17 protein-coding genes and 1 pseudogene are annotated in these 19,043 nt (G+C 62.3%); 4 read left to right on the top strand and 14 right to left on the bottom strand.

The window, feature by feature from the left end:
• Window positions 1–8: 8 nt before the first annotated feature.
• Window positions 9–479 (top strand): hypothetical protein, encoded by a 471-nt coding sequence (locus ACTHL0_RS10340; protein ID WP_440566636.1) that lies wholly within the window; start codon window positions 9–11, stop codon window positions 477–479.
• 6 nt (window positions 480–485) lie between these two features.
• Here ACTHL0_RS10340 and prpF read toward each other — a convergent pair whose 3' ends face one another.
• From prpF to prpB, 4 genes are all read right to left on the bottom strand, one after another.
• Entirely contained in the window at window positions 486–1,685 is a 1,200-nt protein-coding gene (gene prpF, locus ACTHL0_RS10335) for a 2-methylaconitate cis-trans isomerase PrpF (RefSeq protein ID WP_440566633.1), read from the bottom strand.
• Between the two features lie 25 nt (window positions 1,686–1,710).
• Window positions 1,711–4,305, bottom strand: a complete 2,595-nt coding sequence (acnD, locus tag ACTHL0_RS10330; RefSeq protein WP_440566635.1) for a Fe/S-dependent 2-methylisocitrate dehydratase AcnD — start codon at window positions 4,303–4,305, stop codon at window positions 1,711–1,713.
• Between the two features lie 93 nt (window positions 4,306–4,398).
• On the bottom strand, window positions 4,399–5,565 hold the full coding sequence (gene prpC / locus ACTHL0_RS10325) for a bifunctional 2-methylcitrate synthase/citrate synthase (RefSeq protein WP_440566632.1): 1,167 nt from the start codon (window positions 5,563–5,565) through the stop codon (window positions 4,399–4,401).
• 36 nt (window positions 5,566–5,601) lie between these two features.
• Complete coding sequence (gene prpB, locus ACTHL0_RS10320) at window positions 5,602–6,474, bottom strand: methylisocitrate lyase (RefSeq protein WP_440566634.1); 873 nt, start codon at window positions 6,472–6,474, stop codon at window positions 5,602–5,604.
• A 227-nt stretch (window positions 6,475–6,701) separates the two neighbouring features.
• On the opposite strand from prpB, the gene prpR reads away from it, so the two are divergent.
• The gene (gene prpR, locus ACTHL0_RS10315) at window positions 6,702–8,681 is read left to right on the top strand and encodes a propionate catabolism operon regulatory protein PrpR (RefSeq protein WP_440566631.1); all 1,980 of its coding nucleotides are present in this window, start codon (window positions 6,702–6,704) and stop codon (window positions 8,679–8,681) included.
• 31 nt (window positions 8,682–8,712) lie between these two features.
• Here prpR and ACTHL0_RS10310 read toward each other — a convergent pair whose 3' ends face one another.
• Window positions 8,713–8,991, bottom strand: a complete 279-nt coding sequence (locus ACTHL0_RS10310; protein WP_440566630.1) for a hypothetical protein — start codon at window positions 8,989–8,991, stop codon at window positions 8,713–8,715.
• Between the two features lie 208 nt (window positions 8,992–9,199).
• On the opposite strand from ACTHL0_RS10310, the gene ACTHL0_RS10305 reads away from it, so the two are divergent.
• On the top strand, window positions 9,200–9,343 hold the full coding sequence (locus tag ACTHL0_RS10305; protein ID WP_440566629.1) for a hypothetical protein: 144 nt from the start codon (window positions 9,200–9,202) through the stop codon (window positions 9,341–9,343).
• 189 nt (window positions 9,344–9,532) lie between these two features.
• The gene (locus tag ACTHL0_RS10300; protein WP_440566628.1) at window positions 9,533–9,778 is read left to right on the top strand and encodes a hypothetical protein; all 246 of its coding nucleotides are present in this window, start codon (window positions 9,533–9,535) and stop codon (window positions 9,776–9,778) included.
• Window positions 9,779–9,895: 117 nt separating this feature from the next.
• Here the strand turns inward: ACTHL0_RS10300 and ACTHL0_RS10295 are convergent, their stop codons facing one another.
• The 9 genes and pseudogenes from ACTHL0_RS10295 to ACTHL0_RS10255 form a co-directional block, all read right to left on the bottom strand.
• Window positions 9,896–10,600, bottom strand: a complete 705-nt coding sequence (locus ACTHL0_RS10295) for a glutathione S-transferase N-terminal domain-containing protein (RefSeq protein ID WP_440566627.1) — start codon at window positions 10,598–10,600, stop codon at window positions 9,896–9,898.
• Between the two features lie 186 nt (window positions 10,601–10,786).
• Window positions 10,787–12,964 (bottom strand): TonB-dependent receptor, encoded by a 2,178-nt coding sequence (locus ACTHL0_RS10290; RefSeq protein WP_440566626.1) that lies wholly within the window; start codon window positions 12,962–12,964, stop codon window positions 10,787–10,789.
• Window positions 12,965–13,272: 308 nt separating this feature from the next.
• On the bottom strand, window positions 13,273–13,563 hold the full coding sequence (locus ACTHL0_RS10285; RefSeq protein ID WP_440566625.1) for a gamma-butyrobetaine hydroxylase-like domain-containing protein: 291 nt from the start codon (window positions 13,561–13,563) through the stop codon (window positions 13,273–13,275).
• Entirely contained in the window at window positions 13,560–14,612 is a 1,053-nt protein-coding gene (locus tag ACTHL0_RS10280; RefSeq protein WP_440566624.1) for a HEAT repeat domain-containing protein, read from the bottom strand. The genes ACTHL0_RS10285 and ACTHL0_RS10280 overlap by 4 nt, the downstream gene beginning before the upstream one ends.
• Before the next feature lie 55 nt (window positions 14,613–14,667).
• Window positions 14,668–15,456 (bottom strand): ABC transporter ATP-binding protein, encoded by a 789-nt coding sequence (locus tag ACTHL0_RS10275; RefSeq protein WP_440566622.1) that lies wholly within the window; start codon window positions 15,454–15,456, stop codon window positions 14,668–14,670.
• Window positions 15,453–16,319 carry an ABC transporter permease gene (locus ACTHL0_RS10270; RefSeq protein ID WP_440566621.1) on the bottom strand — a complete coding sequence of 289 codons (867 nt, stop codon included), beginning with the start codon at window positions 16,317–16,319 and terminating at the stop codon, window positions 15,453–15,455. The genes ACTHL0_RS10275 and ACTHL0_RS10270 overlap by 4 nt, the downstream gene beginning before the upstream one ends.
• Window positions 16,320–16,355: 36 nt before the next feature.
• Complete coding sequence (locus tag ACTHL0_RS10265) at window positions 16,356–17,783, bottom strand: ABC transporter substrate-binding protein (RefSeq protein ID WP_440566620.1); 1,428 nt, start codon at window positions 17,781–17,783, stop codon at window positions 16,356–16,358.
• Window positions 17,784–17,841: 58 nt separating this feature from the next.
• The gene (locus ACTHL0_RS10260; protein ID WP_440536426.1) at window positions 17,842–18,087 is read right to left on the bottom strand and encodes a 4Fe-4S dicluster domain-containing protein; all 246 of its coding nucleotides are present in this window, start codon (window positions 18,085–18,087) and stop codon (window positions 17,842–17,844) included.
• Window positions 18,088–18,116: 29 nt separating this feature from the next.
• A pseudogene (locus tag ACTHL0_RS10255) lies at window positions 18,117–19,043 on the bottom strand (fumarate reductase/succinate dehydrogenase flavoprotein subunit); the annotation flags it as partial.

The raw sequence follows: 19,043 nt of genomic DNA, 5'->3' as shown, positions 1-19,043 counted from the left end.
CATCCGTCATGAAGGAAAAGTTCAAGGCTTTCTTCAATGCGATCAAGCCGGACGCGCTGCTATTGAAAGGGCTGACGCCCGGCGTCACCACCGAAGCGCAGATCCGCGATCAAATGGGGCGGCCGGAGACGGAACGCACGTTACCGGACGGCTCAAAGCGTTTGGAGTATCCGCGCGGGCCGCAAGGCACGACGACGTATCGCGTGGATATCGATGCTCAGGGAAAATTGGTCGCCATCACGCAGCTGCTGACGGCCGAGAATTTCGCGAGCGTGCGCATCGGGATGTCGCGGGAAGCGGTACGCGAACGGCTTGGTAAGCCGGGGGAGGTAGCGGTTTATCCGCTGAAGCCTGAAACGGTATGGAGTTGGAAGTGGCAGGAAGGCGGCCCCTCGGGCGATGCATTTTTCAATGTGCATTTCGACGCCTCGGGGCACGTCTATACCACTTCGCGGTCGGACATCATCAAAGGGCGATGAGGGACCTTACACGGGCCCTGACGCTCCGCCCGGCACGCGTACCCAACCTTCCATCAGCACGCGCGCGCTGCGGCTCATCAGCGCTTTCTTGACCACCCATTGCCCGTCGACCAGCGCGGCTTGTGCCCCGACACGCAACGTACCCGACGGATGACCGAATCGCACAGCTTCGCGTTCGCCACCGCCGGCAGCCAGATTGACGAGCGTCCCCGGAATGGCGGCCGCTGTGCCGATCGCAACGGCTGCCGTGCCCATCATCGCGTGATGGAGCTTGCCCATCGACATCGCACGCACGAGCAGATCGACATTGCCCGCGCGCACGGTCTTGCCGCTCGAGGCGACGTAATCGGCCGGCTTCGCGACGAATGCGATTTTCGGCGTATGTTGCCGCTGCGCGATGTCCTCGATGCGCTCGATCAGGCCCATACGCAGCGCGCCATGCGCGCGGATCGTTTCGAACAAAGCGAGGGCTTGCTCGTCGCCATTGATGGCGGCCTGCAGCTCCGTGCCCTTGTAGCCGATCGCTTCGGCCTCGACGAAGATCGTCGGGATGCCCGCATTGATCATCGTCGCCTTCAACGTGCCGATGCCGGGCACTTCGAGATCGTCGACGAGATGGCCCGTCGGGAACATGGCGCCGCCTGCGCCTTCTTCGTCGGCTGCCGGGTCCATGAATTCGAGCGCGACTTCGGCGGCCGGAAACGTGACGCCGTCGAGTTCGAAATCGCCTGTCTCCTGCACGGCACCGCCCGTCATCGGCACGTGCGCGACGATCGTCTTGCCGATATTGGCTTGCCAGATTCGCACGGTGGCGAGGCCGTCGTGAGGGATCCGCGCTGCGTCGACGAGCCCGTTCGCGATGGCGAACGGCCCCACGGCGGCCGAAAGGTTGCCGCAGTTGCCGCTCCAATCGATGAACGGCTTATCGATCGAGACCTGCCCGAACAGGTAGTCCACATCGTGATCGGGCCGCGTGCTCTTCGCGAGAATGACGGTCTTGCTCGTACTCGACGTGGCGCCGCCCATCCCATCGGTGTGCTTGCCGTACGGGTCGGGGCTGCCGATCACACGCATCAAGAATGCGTCGCGCGCCGCGCCGGGTACCTGCGCGGCCTCCGGTAAATCCTGAAGACGGAAAAACACGCCCTTGCTTGTGCCGCCGCGCATATAGACGGCCGGTACCTTGATTTGAGGGAGAGGTGTCATTCGTTCGAGGTCCTTATTGCTTTCGTTAGGCGGCCGCGGCGGATTCCAGGAAGTCTTGCGCGAAGCGCTGCAAAACGCCGCCCGCTTCGTAAATCGAGACTTCCTCCGCCGTATCGAGACGACAGGTCACGGGTACTGCAATGCGCTCGCCGCTCTTGCGTTGGATGACGAGCGTGAGATCGGCGCGCGGCGTGCGCTCGCCCATCACATCGAACGTTTCCGTGCCGTCGATGGCGAGCGTTTCGCGATTCACCCCCGGTTTGAACTCGAGCGGCAGCACGCCCATGCCGACGAGGTTCGTACGGTGGATCCGCTCGAAGCCTTCGGCCACGATCGCTTCGACGCCGGCCAGACGCACGCCCTTCGCGGCCCAATCGCGCGACGAGCCTTGGCCGTAATCGGCACCGGCGATGATGATGAGCGGCTGCTTGCGCTCCATGTAGGTTTCGATGGCTTCCCACATGCGCGTGATCTTGCCTTCAGGCTCGATCCGGGCGAGCGAGCCCGTCTTGATCTGGCCGTTCTCGCGCACCATTTCATTCTTCAGCGTCGGATTCGCGAACGTCGCGCGCTGCGCCGTCAAATGATCGCCGCGGTGAGTGGCGTACGAGTTGAAATCTTCCTCGGGCAGGCCCATTTTTTCGAGGTATTCGCCGGCCGCGCTCGCGCGCATGATCGCGTTCGACGGCGAAATGTGGTCGGTTGTGATGTTGTCGCCCAACACGGCCAGCGCCCGCATGCCCTTCAGTGTGCGTTCGCCGGCCAGCGCGCCCTCCCAGTACGGCGGGCGGCGGATATAGGTGCTTTGCGCGCGCCAGTCGTACAGCGGATCGCCCGGTTCGGCTTGTTGCGAAGCGAGGGCGAACATCGGCTCGTACACGCGCCGGAATTGTTCGGGCTTCACGCTCGATTGAACGACGGCGTCGATCTCTTCATCGGATGGCCACAAGTCTTTCAGCGTGATCGGCTTGCCGCCGGCATCGGTGCCGAGCACACCGTTCTCGATATCGAAGCGGATCGTTCCGGCGATCGCATAGGCAACGACGAGCGGCGGCGAGGCGAGGAACGCCTGCTTCGCATACGGGTGAATACGCCCGTCGAAATTGCGGTTGCCCGAGAGGACGGCGGTCGCGTACAAATCGCGCTCGACCACCTCTTTCTGAATCGCCGGATCGAGCGCACCCGACATGCCGTTGCATGACGTGCAGGCGTAGGCGACAACGCCGAAGCCGAGCTTTTCGAGCTCGGGCAGCAGGCCCGCTGCTTCGAGGTAGAGCGTGACCGCTTTCGATCCCGGGGCGAGCGAGCTCTTGACCCAAGGCTGGCGAACGAGCCCCAATCGATTGGCGTTGCGCGCCAGCAGGCCCGCCGCAATCATGTTGCGCGGATTATTCGTATTCGTGCAGCTCGTGATGGCAGCGATAATCACGGCGCCGTCGGGCATCTTTCCGGGCTCGTTCTCCACCTTGCCGCTGATACCGCGCGCGGCGAGCTCGCTCGTCGGCACGCGGCGGTGAGGATTCGACGGCCCCGCGATGTTGCGCGTGACGCTCGACAAGTCGAAACGCAACACGCGCTCGTATTGAGCGCGCGATAGCGAATCGGCCCAAAGGCCTGCTTCCTTGGCATAGGTTTCCACCAGTCTGACGAGCGTGTCGTCGCGGCCGGTGAGCGTCAGGTAGCGGATCGTTTGCTCGTCGATGTAGAACATCGCCGCCGTGGCGCCGAACTCGGGCGCCATGTTCGAGATCGTCGCACGATCGCCGAGCGTCAGGCTCGCGGCGCCTTCGCCGTAGAACTCGAGGTAGGCGGAGACGACTTTCTCTTTGCGCAGAAATTCGGTCAACGCCAACACGATGTCGGTGGCGGTGATGCCGGGTTGCCGTGAGCCCGTCAGCTCAACGCCGACGATATCAGGCAGGCGCATCCATGAGGCACGGCCAAGCATGACGCTTTCGGCTTCGAGGCCGCCCACGCCGACAGCGATCACGCCGAGCGCGTCGACCATCGGCGTGTGCGAATCGGTGCCGACCAGCGTGTCGGGAAACGCGACGCCGTCTTGCACCTGCACGACCGGGCTCATCCGCTCGAGGTTGATCTGGTGCAGGATGCCGTTGCCGGGCGGGATGACATCGACGTTCTTGAATGCCTTCTTCGTCCAGTCGATGAAATGGAAGCGGTCTTCGTTGCGTCGATCTTCAATCGCGCGGTTTTTCGCGAAGGCGTCCTTGTCGTAGCCGCCGCATTCGACGGCGAGCGAATGATCGACGACAAGCTGCGTCGGTACGACGGGATTGACGAGCGCCGGATCGCCCCCGCGCTCGGCGATGGCATCGCGCAGCCCCGCCAGATCGACGAAGGCAGTCTGGCCGAGAATGTCGTGACAGACGACGCGCGCCGGAAACCACGGGAAGTCGAGGTCGCGCTTGCGCTCGATCAGCTGCCCCAGCGCGTCGGTCAACAGCGATGGCTCGCAACGGCGCACGAGGTTTTCCGCGAACACGCGCGACGTATAGGGCAGGGCGTCGTACGCCCCCTTCTCGATCGCATCGACGGCTGCGCGTGCGTCGAAATAGTCGAGCCCGGTGCCGGGCAAAGCTTTACGGTATTGAGTGTTCATCATGCATCGAGCGAAGGGCGGCCCTGTTCCTCGGTGGGACTCAGGGCGCGGGAATGATTAGGGATGCGAACGAAGGGCAGGGCCGCCCCCCGATCAGCGCTTTCCGATCGGCAGGAACTTCAGATCCTCCGGCCCCGTGTAGTTCGCGCTCGGGCGGATGATCTTGTTGTCGATGCGCTGCTCGATGATGTGCGCGCTCCAGCCCGACGTACGCGAGATCACGAACAGCGGCGTGAACATGGCCGTCGGCACCCCCATCATGTGATAGGACACGGCGCTGAACCAGTCCAGGTTCGGGAACATTTTCTTGGCGTCCCACATGACCGATTCGAGCCGTTCGGCGATGCCAAACAGACGCGTGTCGTCGGCCTCTTTCGACAGTTTGCGCGCGACTTCCTTGATCACCTTGTTGCGCGGATCCGAAATCGTATAGACGGGGTGGCCGAAACCGATCACGACTTCCTTGTTCTCGACGCGGCGGCGAATGTCGGCTTCGGCCTCGTCGGGCGTCGTGTAGCGTGACTGAATGTCGAATGCGGCTTCGTTCGCGCCGCCGTGCTTCGGGCCGCGCAGCGCGCCGATCGCACCGGTGATGGCCGAATACATGTCGGACCCCGTGCCGGCGACGACACGGCCCGTGAACGTCGAAGCGTTGAATTCGTGCTCGGCGTACAGGATCAGCGACGTATGCATTGCTTCGACCCACGATTTCGACGGTGTCTTGCCGTGCAGTAGATGCAGGAAGTGGCCCCCGATCGAATCGTCGTCGGTTTCCACTTCGATGCGACGGCCATTGTGCGAGTAGTGGTACCAGTAGAGCAGCATCGAACCGAGCGAAGCCATCAGGCGGTCGGCGATATCACGCGCACCCGCGACGTTGTGATCGTCCTTCTCGGGCAGCACGGTGCCGAGGACCGATACGGCCGTGCGCATGACGTCCATCGGGTGCGCCGAAGCGGGAATCCACTCCAAGGCGCCTTTCAGGTTTGCGGGCAAGCCGCGCAGCGCTTTGAGTTTTTTCTTATAGGCCGCCAGCTCGGCGGACGTCGGCAGCTTTTCGTGGACGAGCAGATAGGCGATTTCCTCGAATTCGCAGGTGGTGGCGACGTCGAGAATGTCGTAACCTCGGTAATGTAAATCGTTGCCCGTGCGGCCCACCGTGCAAAGCGCCGTGTTGCCCGCCGTCACCCCCGAAAGCGCGACCGACTTCTTCGGCTTGAACGTGCCGGCGGCCGGCGCTTCCTTCACTGCTTCAGTCATGTTGTGTCTCCTGCTTCGAGAATCGAATGATGATGCTTACTTATTGGCGGCGAACAGCGCGTCGAGCTTGTCTTCATACGCGTGATAGCCAAGATATTTGTACAGGTCCTCGCGCGTTTGCATCGTCGGCACGGCCGCTTTTTGCGTGCCGTCGCGGCGCAGCGTTTCGTAGAAGTTGAGCGCGGCCGCATTCATCGCACGATAGGCCCCGCAGCAATACAGCGCGATATCCACGTCGGCCGTCTTCAGTTCGTCGATCGTGAAGAGCGGCGTCGATCCGAACTCCGTCAGATTGGCCAGAATCGGCACTTTCACCGCGGCTTTGAACTTGCGGTAATCGTCGAGCGTGCGCATCGCTTCGGGGAAGATCATATCCGCGCCGGCTTCGACATAGGCGCACGCGCGCTCGATAGCCGCATCGATGCCCTCGGCCGCTGCCGCATCGGTACGCGCCATGATGACGAACGAATCGTCGGTGCGCGCATCGACGGCCGCCTTCACGCGATCGACCATCTCCTCCTTGGGTACGCATTCCTTGCCGGGGCGGTGGCCGCAGCGCTTTTGTCCGACCTGATCCTCGAGGTGGACAGCGGCGACACCCGCCTTGATGAACGAGCGGATCGTTCGCGCGATGTTGAAGGCGCCGCCCCAGCCCGTGTCGATATCGACGAGCAGCGGCAGCGAGCAGGCGTCGGTGATGCGGCGCGCGTCGATCAGCACGTCTTCCATCGTGCTAATGCCCAGATCGGGGATGCCGAGCGAGTTCGCGGCTACGCCACCGCCCGACAGATAGACGGCCTTGAAGCCAGTGGCTTGCGCCAGCTTCGCCGCGTAGGCGGTGATCGCGCCCACCACCTGCAGCGGCTGTTCGTTCGCGACGGCCGCGCGAAACGCCGCGCCGGCATGCATGGGTTGCTGATTGACTGTTTCCACTTGAGCTCCCAAAAAGGTGCAACGTTTAAGCAAGGTGCGGACCAGGCGGCCCAGAATCGCCTAAGTCCTTGATTGTTATTGGAGCCGGGGCGCTTTAGCCGGTTCGTAGATTTCACAAATGAAATCGACGTTTCCATAAAGGAAATTTGGCGAGCATAATACGCCGGACCTGCCCATGGTATTTCCACGACGGAGTGCGCGCTGTGAGCCGTCTTGCTTCCGGCCATTCATTCAATGTGTCCCAGCGTCCACGCATTTGGGCGTTTGGTATCAGCCGGCTGCGCGATCTCCTGTTCGAGCTCGCGGGCGACTACGACGAACGCGCCGATCTGCGCGTGATTTCACGCGCCTATGACGACGCGGTGCTCGAAGTGGAGGCCGCCGGTGCGCGGCGGCCGGACGTCATCGTCGCCGGCGGGTCGAATGCCGCGTATCTCAAGATGCGGTTATCGGTGCCTGTCGTGCAAATCAGTCCGACGGGCTTCGACGTCATGCAGTCGCTTGCCCGGGCGCGCCGGCAGGGCGAGCGCCAAGTCGCGCTCGTCATGCCGGGCGAAACACCGCAGGAAGTGCGCGATTTCGTTTCGGCGTACGGGCTCGATGTGATCTTCTCATCGTATCGCTCGGCGGAGGATGCGCAGGCTTGCGTGCAAGCGTTGCGGGAACGCGGGGTCGGCGCGATCGTCGCGCCCGGGCTCATCGCCGATCTGGCGCAGGCGGCCGGCATCGACACCGTGTTCCTGTATTCGCATGCGTCGATCCGGCGTGGGTTCGAAACCGCGCTGGATCTCGCGGAGGCCACGCGTGCCGAAGCCAAGCGTCGTCAGCATATCGACAATCTGCTCCAGCATCTGCGCGACGGGGTCGTCGCACTGGATCCGAGCGGCCGCGTCGAGGCGATCAACCGCCGCCTTGCCGATGCGCTCGACATCGATGTTGCGCGCGCCGTCGGCCGGCCGCTTGCGGAACTCGTGCCCGATCTTGCTCGCGCCTTGCCCGACACCGATGGTGACGGACTCGCTTCGATTCGCGGCGTGAGCTACCTCGTGCATCGCGGGCCGCTTGTCGGCGATAGCGGAGAGGATGGCGTGGTATTGACGTTTCAGGAATCGCGGGCGGTGGAACGGCTCGACCGCACATTGCGATCGAAGCAGTTGACGCACCAGTTCGCGGCACGCTATCGGCTCGACGATCTGGTGGGAGAGAGTGCGTCGATGCAGCGGGTGAAGACGCTTGCGAAACGCTACGCGAAATCCGATGCGACGGTGCTCGTGCTGGGCGAGAGCGGTACCGGCAAGGAGATGGTCGCGCAAAGTATTCATCGATTGAGTGCGCGCCGTGAGTTTCCTTTTGTGGCCATCAAGTGCGGGGCTTTTCCGGAAGCGCTGCTCGAAAGCGAGTTGTTCGGCTATGAAGAGGGCGCGTTCACGGGCGCGCGTAAAGGTGGGAAGGCGGGCCTCATCGAGGCGGCGCACCGCGGGACGCTGTTTCTCGACGAGATCGGCGAAATGCCGCTGCCGCTGCAAAGTCGCTTGTTGCGCGTGCTGCAAGAGCGGGAGGTGGTGCGGCTCGGATCGACGGAGCCGACACGCGTCGATATCCGCGTTATCGCGGCGACGCATGGTGCGCTGACCGAACGGATCGCCGGCGGGACGTTTCGTGCGGACTTGTACTATCGCCTGAACATTTTGAGCATGGCGCTGCCGCCGTTGCGCGAACGAACCGACGACATGATGCCGCTTGCCGTCGCGTTGTTGATGCAGGCCGTCCGGCGCGAGCCGCGGTTGACGGCGCGCATCCGGAACAGCGAAGCTGGCGCACAAGTGCTCGCCGCTGTGGAAGCGGTGCTGTGCGGTTATACGTGGCCCGGCAACGTACGCGAGTTGCAGAACGTGATCGAGCGCATCGCCGTTGAATTGGCGGACACGGAAACGCCGAGCGGCCAGATCGTGCCGCTCGATGTGCGAACGATGTGCACGATCGCGCCCGAGTTGTTCGTGGGCGATTCGAACGCGCGGGGCAGCCGAGCGGACGCAACGACGCTGCGCGAGCGAAGCCGTCACGTCGAAGCCGATCAGATTCGGGCGGCACTCGCGGCCTGCAATGGCGACCGCGACGCGGCTTGCCGAGCGCTCGGGATCAGCAAAACCACGTTATGGCGGAAGCTCAATGCGGTGCGATGAGCGGCGATTGCCGTGCGCCGTTCGCGATGAACTACGAACGAAGATCGCCCGTTTTCAGTGAAATGCGCTTGCCTTCGTATTCCGAATTCATCGGGGCGATGGCGCCGGCGATGCGCTGACGGCCCAACTCGAAAGCGAGCGTCAGCTGGTGCTCGCTTGCATCGAGGGCGCCGAGTTCGCGCTGGGCGAGGCCGGCAGGCAATTCGAATGCGCGATATCCCCATCCGAATTCGTAGGCGGCGAACCAAAGTGCTTCGCCGTGAACGACGGGACGAGTCAGCTTGACAGCGGGTATGGCTGGGGTGGACATCGCAGCTCCTGGTGAACCTGGGCGACTCTTGATGAAACGGTGGACAACAATACTACTAATTCTGCCAGGGAGTTTGCTTTTTGAGTGGTTGAAATCGTTTCCAGGGAGGTGGGGTTGGGGCGCTCATGAGCGATGGGTGGCGATGTCGTTTTCAGGTCGAAAGCCTGCTGTAAGTTGACCCACGTCTTCGCATCGCCGCTACAACCACGTGTCGCGGATCGTGATCGATGGGTTGCTGGCCGTATTCGCACTGGTCTACCGGGTGCCGCTTGCCGTGATGATGCTGACGTCGTTCAAGCCGCCGCCGAAATACCGCGCCAAGCGCAGGACGCACTCATACGTCCTTAGCTGATGAACCGGCTTTCGATGACCGGCGCCGGGCAAAGGCTTGATCTGACCGATTCCCGAGGTGCAAATCCCGATTAATGGCGGCGTGCGCGTCTCGGTAGCTTGTAGCGATGCTTTAACCCCCGCGTTTGTGCTAGCTTGAAACCCGGATTGGCGCCCCCAACTCCTGGCGACTCAATAGCGAGGTATCACCGTGGAATCAAATCGTAAGGCCGCTCTTCTTTTGTCTGCGCTGTTCGCGTTCGGCGCGTCCGGCGCCGCCAATGCGGCAGGCTGTATTAAAGGCGCTGTCGTCGGTGGCGTGGCCGGCCATTATGCCGGGCATCACGCGGTTGTCGGTGCCGTAGGCGGATGCCTCGTCGGCCGCCATCTGGCGAAGAAGCAAGCGCAAGAGAAGAAGGAGGCGCAGCTCAGAGCGGCCCAGACGCCGGCACAATAAGGCACAGCGGTTGATCGGGGCCGCGGGCTATCGCGTCCGCTGCCCCGTCCGCTGCCCCGTCCGCCTAGCCGTTATGACGCTTGAAAGCGGTGCAAGCAGAGCAAGGCACCTGCGCCGTCATCCGCGGCTGGGAATATCGAGCCCGCGAATCACGGCTGGTCGTGCAACGAATACGTCGAGCGCGCGCTTCACATGCGGGAAGTCGGCGAAGCCGACGAGCTCTCCCGCCTCATAGAACCCGATCAGATTGCGAACCCACGGGAACGTGGCGATATCGGCGATGGTGTAGTCCTCGCCCATCATCCACTGCCGTTCGCGCAAGCGATCGTTCAGCACGCCCAGCAAACGCCGGGCTTCCGCTACGTAGCGATCGCGAGGACGTTTGTCTTCGAAATCTTTCCCTGCGAACTTATTGAAGAAACCCACTTGGCCGAACATCGGGCCGATGCCGCCCATTTGGAACATCAGCCATTGAATCGTTTCGTACCGTCCGGCTTCGTCCCGCGGAATGAGCTTTCGGCTCTTATCGGCCAGATAAATCAGAATCGCGCCCGATTCGAACAGCGCGAGCGGCTTTTCGCCGGGACCGTTCGGATCGATGATCGCCGGAATCTTGTTGTTCGGATTCAACGAAAGAAACTCGGGCGACATCTGATCGTTCGTATCGAAGCGCACGAGGTGCGGTTCGTACGCCAAACCCGTTTCCTCGAGCATGATCGACACTTTCACGCCGTTGGGCGTGGGCAGCGAGTAGAGCTGGATCCGGTCGGGGTGCTGTGCCGGCCATTTGCGCGTGATCGGGAAGTCGGAAAGAGCGTTCATGCAGTGTCCTTTAGAGTAGCGGGACGCGCGGTCATTGTTTGGATGATCCCCGGCGCCCACCGACGTTGAATGCGGGGCCGATCGAGATTCTAACCGTCGCCCGCATAAGACGCTTGCACGCGCGCCAACCGCCATCGGACTGCATCGCTGAAGCCTGCCCATGGCGGATGCCGCATCCCTCTCCGGTTAAAAATGCTTTGTGATGCCCGCATAGATCGCGCGCTGCGGTCCATACTGCGGTGCACCTACGCCGATCCCCGAACCATCGCGCAGTTCGTAGACTCTTCCGAATGCGTTGACGAATGCGAGGCGCGCATCGATCTTTCCAACGTACGGTTCGTCGAGGTGCTGGACGATTCCGAGGTCGACCTGCATGTACCAGGGCAGACGGTCGGTATTGGCGAACCCTCGACGCAGGCCACTGCCGACGATCGCGTCAGCCGTTAGCGTGGTACGGCCGAATGCATAAGAGCCGCCGAACGATGCCGTGACGCGCTGATCGTGATCGAGATAGACCCAGTGGTTCGCGATATAGGCCAACTCTTCCGGACTGAAGTTGAATTGCGCCGATTCGATATTCTTGCCTTGCGCGCGGCTATAAGCCACGTTCAAATAGGCGGATACGTTCCTGTGCTTATAGCTGGCGGTCAATTCAACGCCGTAGGTGCGGCCGCTGACGTAGTTGAAAGGCGAGAAGATCAACGCGCTGCCGAACTGTCCTTCGTCCAGTAGATTCGACGAGCGCTTGTAGTAGGCATCGAGTCCGAGCGTCAACGAAGACGTCACGCGCTGGGAAATGCCGATGTCGAAGTAATGGCTTCGTTCCGGTTTGACCGAGTCGTTCTGCGCAGAGGGGCTTTGATTGCTCGTGCCGTTGAACACACCGACCGTCGAGTTCGAGATGAGTTCGAACGGCGGGGGCGTGAAGTAGCGGGCGTAACCGGCGTGGATCGTCGTCGAATGGGTGGGTTGATAGACGATGCCGATACGCGGGCTGACCTGGCCGGCCTGCACGTATTCGTTCATGCGATCGACGCGCAAGCCATAGTTCACCGTGACTTGGTCCGCGATCTTCCACTCGTCCTGCGCGTAGAGGCTATAGAGGTAGCCCGTTTTGCTGCTCGAATCGTTGATAGTGAACGGCTGGTCGGAAAGTGGGTTGCCGTCCGAGTCCGTGGGAAAGACGGCGACGCTGTTGTTGAATACGGCGTGCTCTGCCTGCAGCATGACGCCTGCACGCAACGTGTGTCTGTCGGTCAATCGATAAGTCACGTCGGCTTGGAGCCCATTGGCCTGATTGCTGTGAAAAACGTTCGATGCGACGCCATTGAAAATCAAATCGCCGGTTGAATCGGGATAGAACTGCGTTCGCGTATAACGCGTGAACAGGGCGACCTGATAATCGAGTGCGGCGCCGTTGGTGCCTTGCAGGGCAATCGCGGCGAAGTTCGTGAGTTCGGTTTGGGTTTCGTTCAGATTCGCGGAATTGAACGACGAACTGCCGTTGAGCGAGAACGCGCCGGGCAGCCCGGGCGTGTTGGGGATCTCGAACCGATTGCTCGCAGTACCGAACATCACGGCCACCCGCGTGAGCGGATTGAGCAGGTATGACAGATAGCCGAACGCGTTGCCTTGCCGCGTGTGATCGTGCAGAGGGCTGCCGTCGGCAGTCGGCGCCTCCACGCCCAGATTGTTTTCGCCGAGCGTTCCGGTGAAGTAATAGCTCAAGCGGCCGCTCGAGCCGAACACGTCAGCGCTCGTTTGGAGCGTCTGATGACTTCCGCCATAGACGTCGATCGTACCGCCGTTGCCGATGTCTCCCGACTTGGTTCGAATGTCGACGATTCCGGCTGTGCGATAGCCGTACTGAGCCGGTAGTGCGCCGGTTATGAGACTGACTTGATCGACGATACGCGTATCGAACGACTGCCCAAAGCCGCTTATCGGCTCGGGAATCACGATGCCGTCGAGACGGTACTGCAAATTCGCGTGCTCTCCGCGTACGTGCAACTGCCCGAACGAATCGTTCGTTACGCCCGGTGCTTGCAGCAAGACTTGATTCAGCGGCGTATCGGAGCCTTTAGGCATGGCGTCGATGTCGGCTTGCGAGATGCGATAGACACTGCTGCCCACCTTGGGCGACAACGCGTTGCGCGCTCGATCGAGACGCTTCGCCTGAACGGTGACGACGGGCATGTGGGCTTCGCGCGGTTCGGTACCGGCCGGCTTGGCCGGCTCGCTCGCATTGGGCGAGCCGGCCAGGACCGCCTGCCCGGCGTCGTTGTCCGCTGCATGACCCAGTACCGGTGTACCGAGTATTGGAATCAACAGCCATGCGGGTGCGGAGAGGATCGGACGATTCATTTTTTTGCTTAGTCGATGACGCGCTGCGATGCGCGAAAACGCCGTACCGGGTAACGGGCAGGCCATGGCAAGAGAACGGGTGTCCTATACGTTGATACGATATAACGTATCATTCCGTACTTGCGAACGCGCCTTGCATATCGGCGCCGTTGGACGGGCGCAATGATATAACGTATCATTTCCGCCGCGCAAGCGCCTTGGGTTCGGCGCGTGCCGGAGGCGCCACATCCCAAAGCCGATTCAGCGCTTCGGGCGAGGCAAGGACGCAAAAGAGGAATTTGCGGGGCGTCGCGCTGCTGGCAAGTTCCTCAACCCCTTTCGGCGGCGAGTTGCGACAGGTAGACCCACGGATAAATGCCGCGTGCATGCCCATCGCTGAAGCTGATTTGCACGCCATAGCCCATCGGCTGCAATGGCCCGAGTTCGATGTGGTCAGACGGCTCGATGCGCTCGCTTCGCAAGCGCTTGCGCCGGCATTCGGCGCAGGGGCACATCCGGCGCAAGTGCACGGCGGCGAGTGGCTGCCGCTCGCCGCTCGGCCATACGAGCGTCAACGTGCGTGTGCCCCGGTCGATTTGGATTTCCGTTGGCGCGCTCATTGTGCGGCCTCGCCGGTCCGGTTCATTGGGGCGATGCGGTTGCTTCGATCAACCTGCTCGACTTGTTCGACGTGTTCGACTTGTTCGATTTGCGCGATTGCGATGCGCGCCGATTTGCGCACTTCCGGATCGCCATCGTGCAAGGCATCGCGCAAAGCGGAAAGCGTATCGGGCAGGCCCAGCTCGCCGAGCGCGAGCGCGGCTTCCTTGCGCAGGTTGCTGACCGTATGCCGTAGCAGCGCTGTCATCGGCGCCGCGGCGCTGGCCTCCCGCAGGCGCCCGAGCGCACGCACCGCATTGACGCGCACCTGCCAGTAATCGTCGTCCAGCGCGGCCATCAGCGGGATGGCAGCAGTGGGCACGGCAAGCTTGCCGAGCGTGCTCGCCGCCTGCTCTCGGACGCGCCAGGCAGGGTCGGCCAACGCTTTCAGCAACGCGGAAACGACAGCGTCGTCGCCCGGCGGAGCAAAGCCCAACGCGCCGGCCGCGGCGCGCCGCAAATCCGGCTCGGGATCGAAGGCGCACAGATGCGCGAGTGACGCCAACGCCCGCTCGTCCTTTAACCAACCGAGCACGCCGATCGCTTCCGACCGGACAGCAGCCGCGATGTCGCCCAGGGCGCGAAGCGCGAGCGCGAACGCATCGGGGCAACGCAATTCACGCAGGCCGCGCAGTACGGTGGCGCGCAGGAATGGGTCGGATCGATCGGCCCATGCGAGCAGTACGTGTGCCGATTCGGGGTTTTTCAGTTCAGACAGACTTTGTGCGGCGGTTCGGCGCACTGTCTCACTCGTATCGAGCAGTGCCGCGCATAGGCTTTCGACGACGTCGTTTTGCTCCCATTCCGCAAGCACGCGCGCGGCTTCCTGGCGAACGGTGGGAGATCGATCGGTACGAAGTGCCGCAATGAAGTGCTCGATGAAGTCAGGTTCGCCCAGATCGGCGAGTTCCAAAAGTGCTACGCGGCGGACGTTTTCGTCGGCGTCTTGAAGACGCGCGACTGCCGAGTGCGTATCGTCGTGTTGGGGCGTGTCGAACGAAGCGGTCATGGTGTCTTGAATCGTTGAGAGGATGAGCGACGCGGGGAGGGGCCGTTGTTTGCCTTTATGCCGCTTCGCGCAGCACGTCGAGGCAATGCCGCTTGATATCGATGAAGAGGGGATCGAGCGTCGTTTCATCGCTACGCGGGCGAGCGAGCGGGATCTCGATCTCATCGACGATACGTGCCGGTTGCCGCGAGAGGATGACAATGCGATCGCCAAGAAAGATCGCCTCGTCAATGTCATGCGTGACAAAAATCACCGTCGTCTGAAGCTTGGCCAACACGTCGAGCAACAACGCTTGCATGTTCCGGCGCGTTTGCGCGTCGAGCGCGCCGAACGGTTCGTCCATCAATAGCACGCGTGGGCGGTTGATCAGCACGCGGGCGATCTCGACACGCTGTTGCATGCCGCCCGACAGTTGCGCGGGGTAGTGCGATTCGTACCCGCCGAGGCCGACGAGTTCAAGCAGTGCGATCGCTTCGCGCCGGCGGGCGGCGGCTTCGACACCTTGCATCTTGAGCCCGAAGGCAACGTTTTCGACGACACGTTTCCAGGGAAACAAGGTGTGCTGCTGGAACACCAGACCGCGTTCGGGATGCGGCCGGTCGATGCGTCTGCCGTCCAATTCGAGCTGTCCGTCCTTGGGCGCGACATGGCCCGCGATCGTGCCGAGCAAGGTCGACTTGCCGCAGCCCGATGGGCCGAGTACGCAAAGGAATTCTCCCGGTGCAACGTCCAGATCGATTTGGGTCAGGGCGGCGGCGCGTGCATGAACCGGGCCGACATCGACACTCAAGCTTCGAAGGCTGACGTGCCCGGCGCGCGTCTGCGTGATGTCTTCCGGGTTCATCGGTTTGCTCCGCGCAACCGATACCAAGGCGTCGAAGCAAGCCCGATACGTTTCACGATCTGGCTGCTCGCCATGCCGAGCACGCCGATCAGTCCCATGCCGACGATGATGTCCGCATAGTTTTGCAACGTGTACGACTCCCAGGTGAAATAGCCGATCCCGTACTGCCCGGCGATCATCTCCGCCGTGACGAGGCAGAACCACGCGGTACCCATACCGATCGAGAGCCCCGTGAACAACGCAGGCGCAGCGCCCGGCACGATGACTTCGGCATAAAGGGCCAGCGGCCCCGCGCCGAGCCCGCGAGCGGTGGCGACGAGGCGCGGATCGATGGCCTCGACCCCGTGGATCGTGTTGAGCAAGATCGGAAACAGCGCTCCGATGAACGTGATGAAGATCATGCTCATTTCGGAGGAAGGGAACATGAGGATCGCGAGCGGAATCCAGGCGACGGCGGGTATCGGCCGCAGTACCTCGAGCGGCGGCAGAATCGCATCTTCGAGCAGACGATGCCGGCCGATCGCGAGCCCCAGTGTGATGCCGACCACCGCCGCTGCACAAAACCCGGTGAGGACGCGAAACGTGCTCGCGGCCAGATGCATCGGCAGTTTCGGAGAATGCAGCTGCGCCCAAAGCGCCCGCGCCACATCGGCCGGTTCCGGCACAGTGGCGAACGTGACGACGCCGAGCGACAGCCGGAGATGCACGGCGAGCTGCCAGAGCGCGATGCACACTGCGATCGAAGCCAATTGCACGAGGCGGCGGCGGAGCGCGGATATCGCGCCCGCCCGCGGCAAGGCCGATGGCGCGCGCTCGAGCGCTTTACGCGAGCGAAGCTCAGGAAGGTCAAACGTGACGGCCATGCGGATCACACTCCGTTTTGATGGAATGAACGATGACTAACGCGCGGCGAGCGAGGGCTCGGCTTGGCCGGAGACCGCTGCGTAGTCGTCGACTTTGCCCGAGATTTGCTGTGCGTAGGCGCTTGCGCTCGACCGAAGCAGGAACGCCACGATCGCTCCGTTGCGATCCTTGACGTACCAGGCTTGTTTGGCGAACAGCTTCAGGCCGTTGGTGTGGTCACGCACATACACGACGCGCACGGGTTCGCTGCCGCGCCTGCCCTTGTCCAGTGCCGCGAACGCCTCGGCCGGATTGGCGTAGTTGCGCACGTGGGCTTCGTTCGTGAGCCAGATTTGAGCGACGTCGCGGTCATTCTGAATGGGCTTGCCGGTCACCGCATCGTTCGCCGTCAACGGCAACTTCGCGTAGTTCGCGAGCGCGGCGTCGTAATCGAGGTGCGACTCCTTGAACGCTTCGCGGATATAGCGATCGTCGATGAACGTCTTCGGATCGAGCGCGGTATCGGTCTTCTTCAGCAGCTTCAGGGTATCGATGGCGGTCGCGACGGCCTGGCGATATTCCGGTTTCCAAGTCAGATCGCGCGTTTGAATGCCGAGCGGGCCGTGATAGAGATAATCCACCGGCGCTTCAACGCCCGTGACTTTTTGGATCAGCAGGCTGTACTTCTCCGGGTCTTCGTTCATCAGCCGATTGGCTTCGATCGTTGCGCGCAAATACGCAACGACAATCTCCGGGTACTTCTGCGCATACGCGGCATCGACGAGCGCGCCGTGAAACGTCGGCGCATGGCTTTGCGCGCCGTCGTAGATCTTGCGAGCGATGCCGCGGTACGGGAACAGATCGGCGAACGGCACGAAATCGGCATGCGCATCGATCTTGCCGGCCTTCAGTGCGCTGCCGGCCACCTCGGGTGCCTGCGTGATGATGTTGACGTCGGTATCGGGATTCCACCCTTGTGCCTTGATGGCACGCAACAGCATCCCATGCGAGGTGGAGGCGAACGGTACGGAGATCGTCTTGCCTTTCAAGTCCGCGATCGAGTGCAGCGGCGAATTCATCGGCACGACAATGCCGTTGCCGCTTCCGTCGATGCTGCCGGACAGCACCGTGATGAAGACGCTGCGTTTGCCGGCCTTCTGAAAAGCCGCACCGTTCAGGGCGCCCGGAAAGTCCGCCATCGCCCCGAAATCGAGCTTCCCTGCGACCATCTCGTTCGTGAGCGGCGCACCGGAAGTAAAGTCCTTCCATTGCACATCGTACTGCGCGTCCTTGTATTTGCCGGTATGGGGCAGGTATTTGTCCAGGAGATGGAGTTCGCGGATCAGCAAGCCCCCGGGTGCGCAGTTGATCGTCGTGTCCTGCGTGCCGATGGCCACGCGGATCGTTTCCGCGTGAGAGACGGTGGCCGATGCGCCGATGAAAAGCGCGATCGATAGACGAATGGCGTGAATGGGAAGCTTCATGTCGATAAGCAGAGAAATGAGGGGGCCGGGCGATCAGGGCCGGGCGATCGTGCTTCGCTCAGCGCAGCAGATACGGGATGTCGACTTTCACCGCGCCGGTCGGGCAGTCGCGTTCGCAGGGCATGCAGTACCAGCATTCGTCGAACTGCATGTAAGCCTTGCCCTTCGTCAGGTCGATGGCCAGCAGGTCGAGCGGACATACATCGACGCAGACCGTGCACCCCTTATCCGCGATGCATCGGGATTCGTCGATCGTTACCGGCGCGCTGCTGCGCTGAAAGATGTCGTGCGGTGTGTAAGACATGGATGAAATCTCCTTGCGTTCGATGCGGCTCAAACCGTTTCCGCAACGGCTGGGCGTTCACGGATACGTAATGCGTCATAGGCCCCGCGCTCGCTTTGCTCGAGCGGCACGATGTACGGTTCGACGGCTCGCTTCCCGCTGGCCATGGTGCCGTTGGCATCCTTGTAGAGATGCGTGTGGCAGAACCACTCGGCATCGTTGCGATGGGGATAGTCGACCCGGTGGTGGTAGAGTCCCCAACGGCTTTCGGTGCGGAACAGCGAGGCACGCGCTGCCATTTCCGCGCAATCGCGGATCGCCCTGACTTCGGCCGCGCGCATCAGTTCGTGCGGGTTGTTCGCCTTGATCGACTCGATGTCCTCGGCGATTTCGGCGAAGCGCTGTAACCCGATCTCCATCTTGCGCGTCACTTTCGGCGGTTGCAGGTAGTCGTTGACGAACCGGCGCAGCTTGTATTCGACTTGTGCCGGTGCGAGCCCTTGTTCGCGCGTGAGCGGCGCGAGCACGCGCGCGCGTTCGGCCTCCACCTGCTCTTCATCGACTCGCGCATGTTCGCGACCGGCGGCATACTGCGCAGCGTGCTCGCCCGCGAACCAGCCGTAAGTGAAGGCGCCGAGCATATAGTTGTGCGGGACCGCGGCCATGTCGCCGGCGGCGTAAAGGCCCGGTACGGTGGTTTGCGCATTCGCGTTCACATGGACGCCCGACGCACTGTGCCCGCTGCAAAAGCCGATTTCGGAAATGTGCATTTCCACCATCTGCGTGCGATAGTCGGTCCCTCGCCCGGCATGGAAGCGGCCGCGGCTTGGGCGTTCGTTCGTATGCAGGATCTGCTCGATGGTTTGAATCGTTTCTTCGGCCAGATGATCGAGTTTCAGAAACACCGGGCCGTTGCCGCCCTGAAGTTCCTGATAGAACTCCCACATCATCTGGCCGCTCCAGTAATCGCATTCGAT

Source organism: Trinickia sp. (genome assembly GCF_051961175.1).
Classification (GTDB): domain Bacteria; phylum Pseudomonadota; class Gammaproteobacteria; order Burkholderiales; family Burkholderiaceae; genus Trinickia.
This window is presented reverse-complemented; position numbering and strand designations above follow the sequence as displayed.

Bases quoted from the DNA above. Each gene is read 5' to 3' on its own strand.
- ACTHL0_RS10295 (WP_440566627.1), bottom strand. From the start codon at position 10,600: ATGAACGCTCTTTCCGACTTCCCGATCACGCGCAAATGGCCGGCACAG.
- acnD (WP_440566635.1), bottom strand. From the start codon at position 4,305: ATGAACACTCAATACCGTAAAGCTTTGCCCGGCACCGGGCTCGACTAT.
- ACTHL0_RS10270 (WP_440566621.1), bottom strand. From the start codon at position 16,319: ATGGCCGTCACGTTTGACCTTCCTGAGCTTCGCTCGCGTAAAGCGCTC.
- prpC (WP_440566632.1), bottom strand. From the start codon at position 5,565: ATGACTGAAGCAGTGAAGGAAGCGCCGGCCGCCGGCACGTTCAAGCCG.
- ACTHL0_RS10275 (WP_440566622.1), bottom strand. From the start codon at position 15,456: ATGAACCCGGAAGACATCACGCAGACGCGCGCCGGGCACGTCAGCCTT.
- ACTHL0_RS10310 (WP_440566630.1), bottom strand. From the start codon at position 8,991: ATGTCCACCCCAGCCATACCCGCTGTCAAGCTGACTCGTCCCGTCGTT.
- ACTHL0_RS10280 (WP_440566624.1), bottom strand. From the start codon at position 14,612: ATGACCGCTTCGTTCGACACGCCCCAACACGACGATACGCACTCGGCA.
- ACTHL0_RS10285 (WP_440566625.1), bottom strand. From the start codon at position 13,563: ATGAGCGCGCCAACGGAAATCCAAATCGACCGGGGCACACGCACGTTG.
- prpB (WP_440566634.1), bottom strand. From the start codon at position 6,474: ATGCATGCCGGCGCGGCGTTTCGCGCGGCCGTCGCGAACGAACAGCCG.
- ACTHL0_RS10260 (WP_440536426.1), bottom strand. From the start codon at position 18,087: ATGTCTTACACACCGCACGACATCTTTCAGCGCAGCAGCGCGCCGGTA.
- ACTHL0_RS10340 (WP_440566636.1), top strand. From the start codon at position 9: ATGAAGGAAAAGTTCAAGGCTTTCTTCAATGCGATCAAGCCGGACGCG.
- ACTHL0_RS10265 (WP_440566620.1), bottom strand. From the start codon at position 17,783: ATGAAGCTTCCCATTCACGCCATTCGTCTATCGATCGCGCTTTTCATC.
- prpF (WP_440566633.1), bottom strand. From the start codon at position 1,685: ATGACACCTCTCCCTCAAATCAAGGTACCGGCCGTCTATATGCGCGGC.
- ACTHL0_RS10290 (WP_440566626.1), bottom strand. From the start codon at position 12,964: ATGAATCGTCCGATCCTCTCCGCACCCGCATGGCTGTTGATTCCAATA.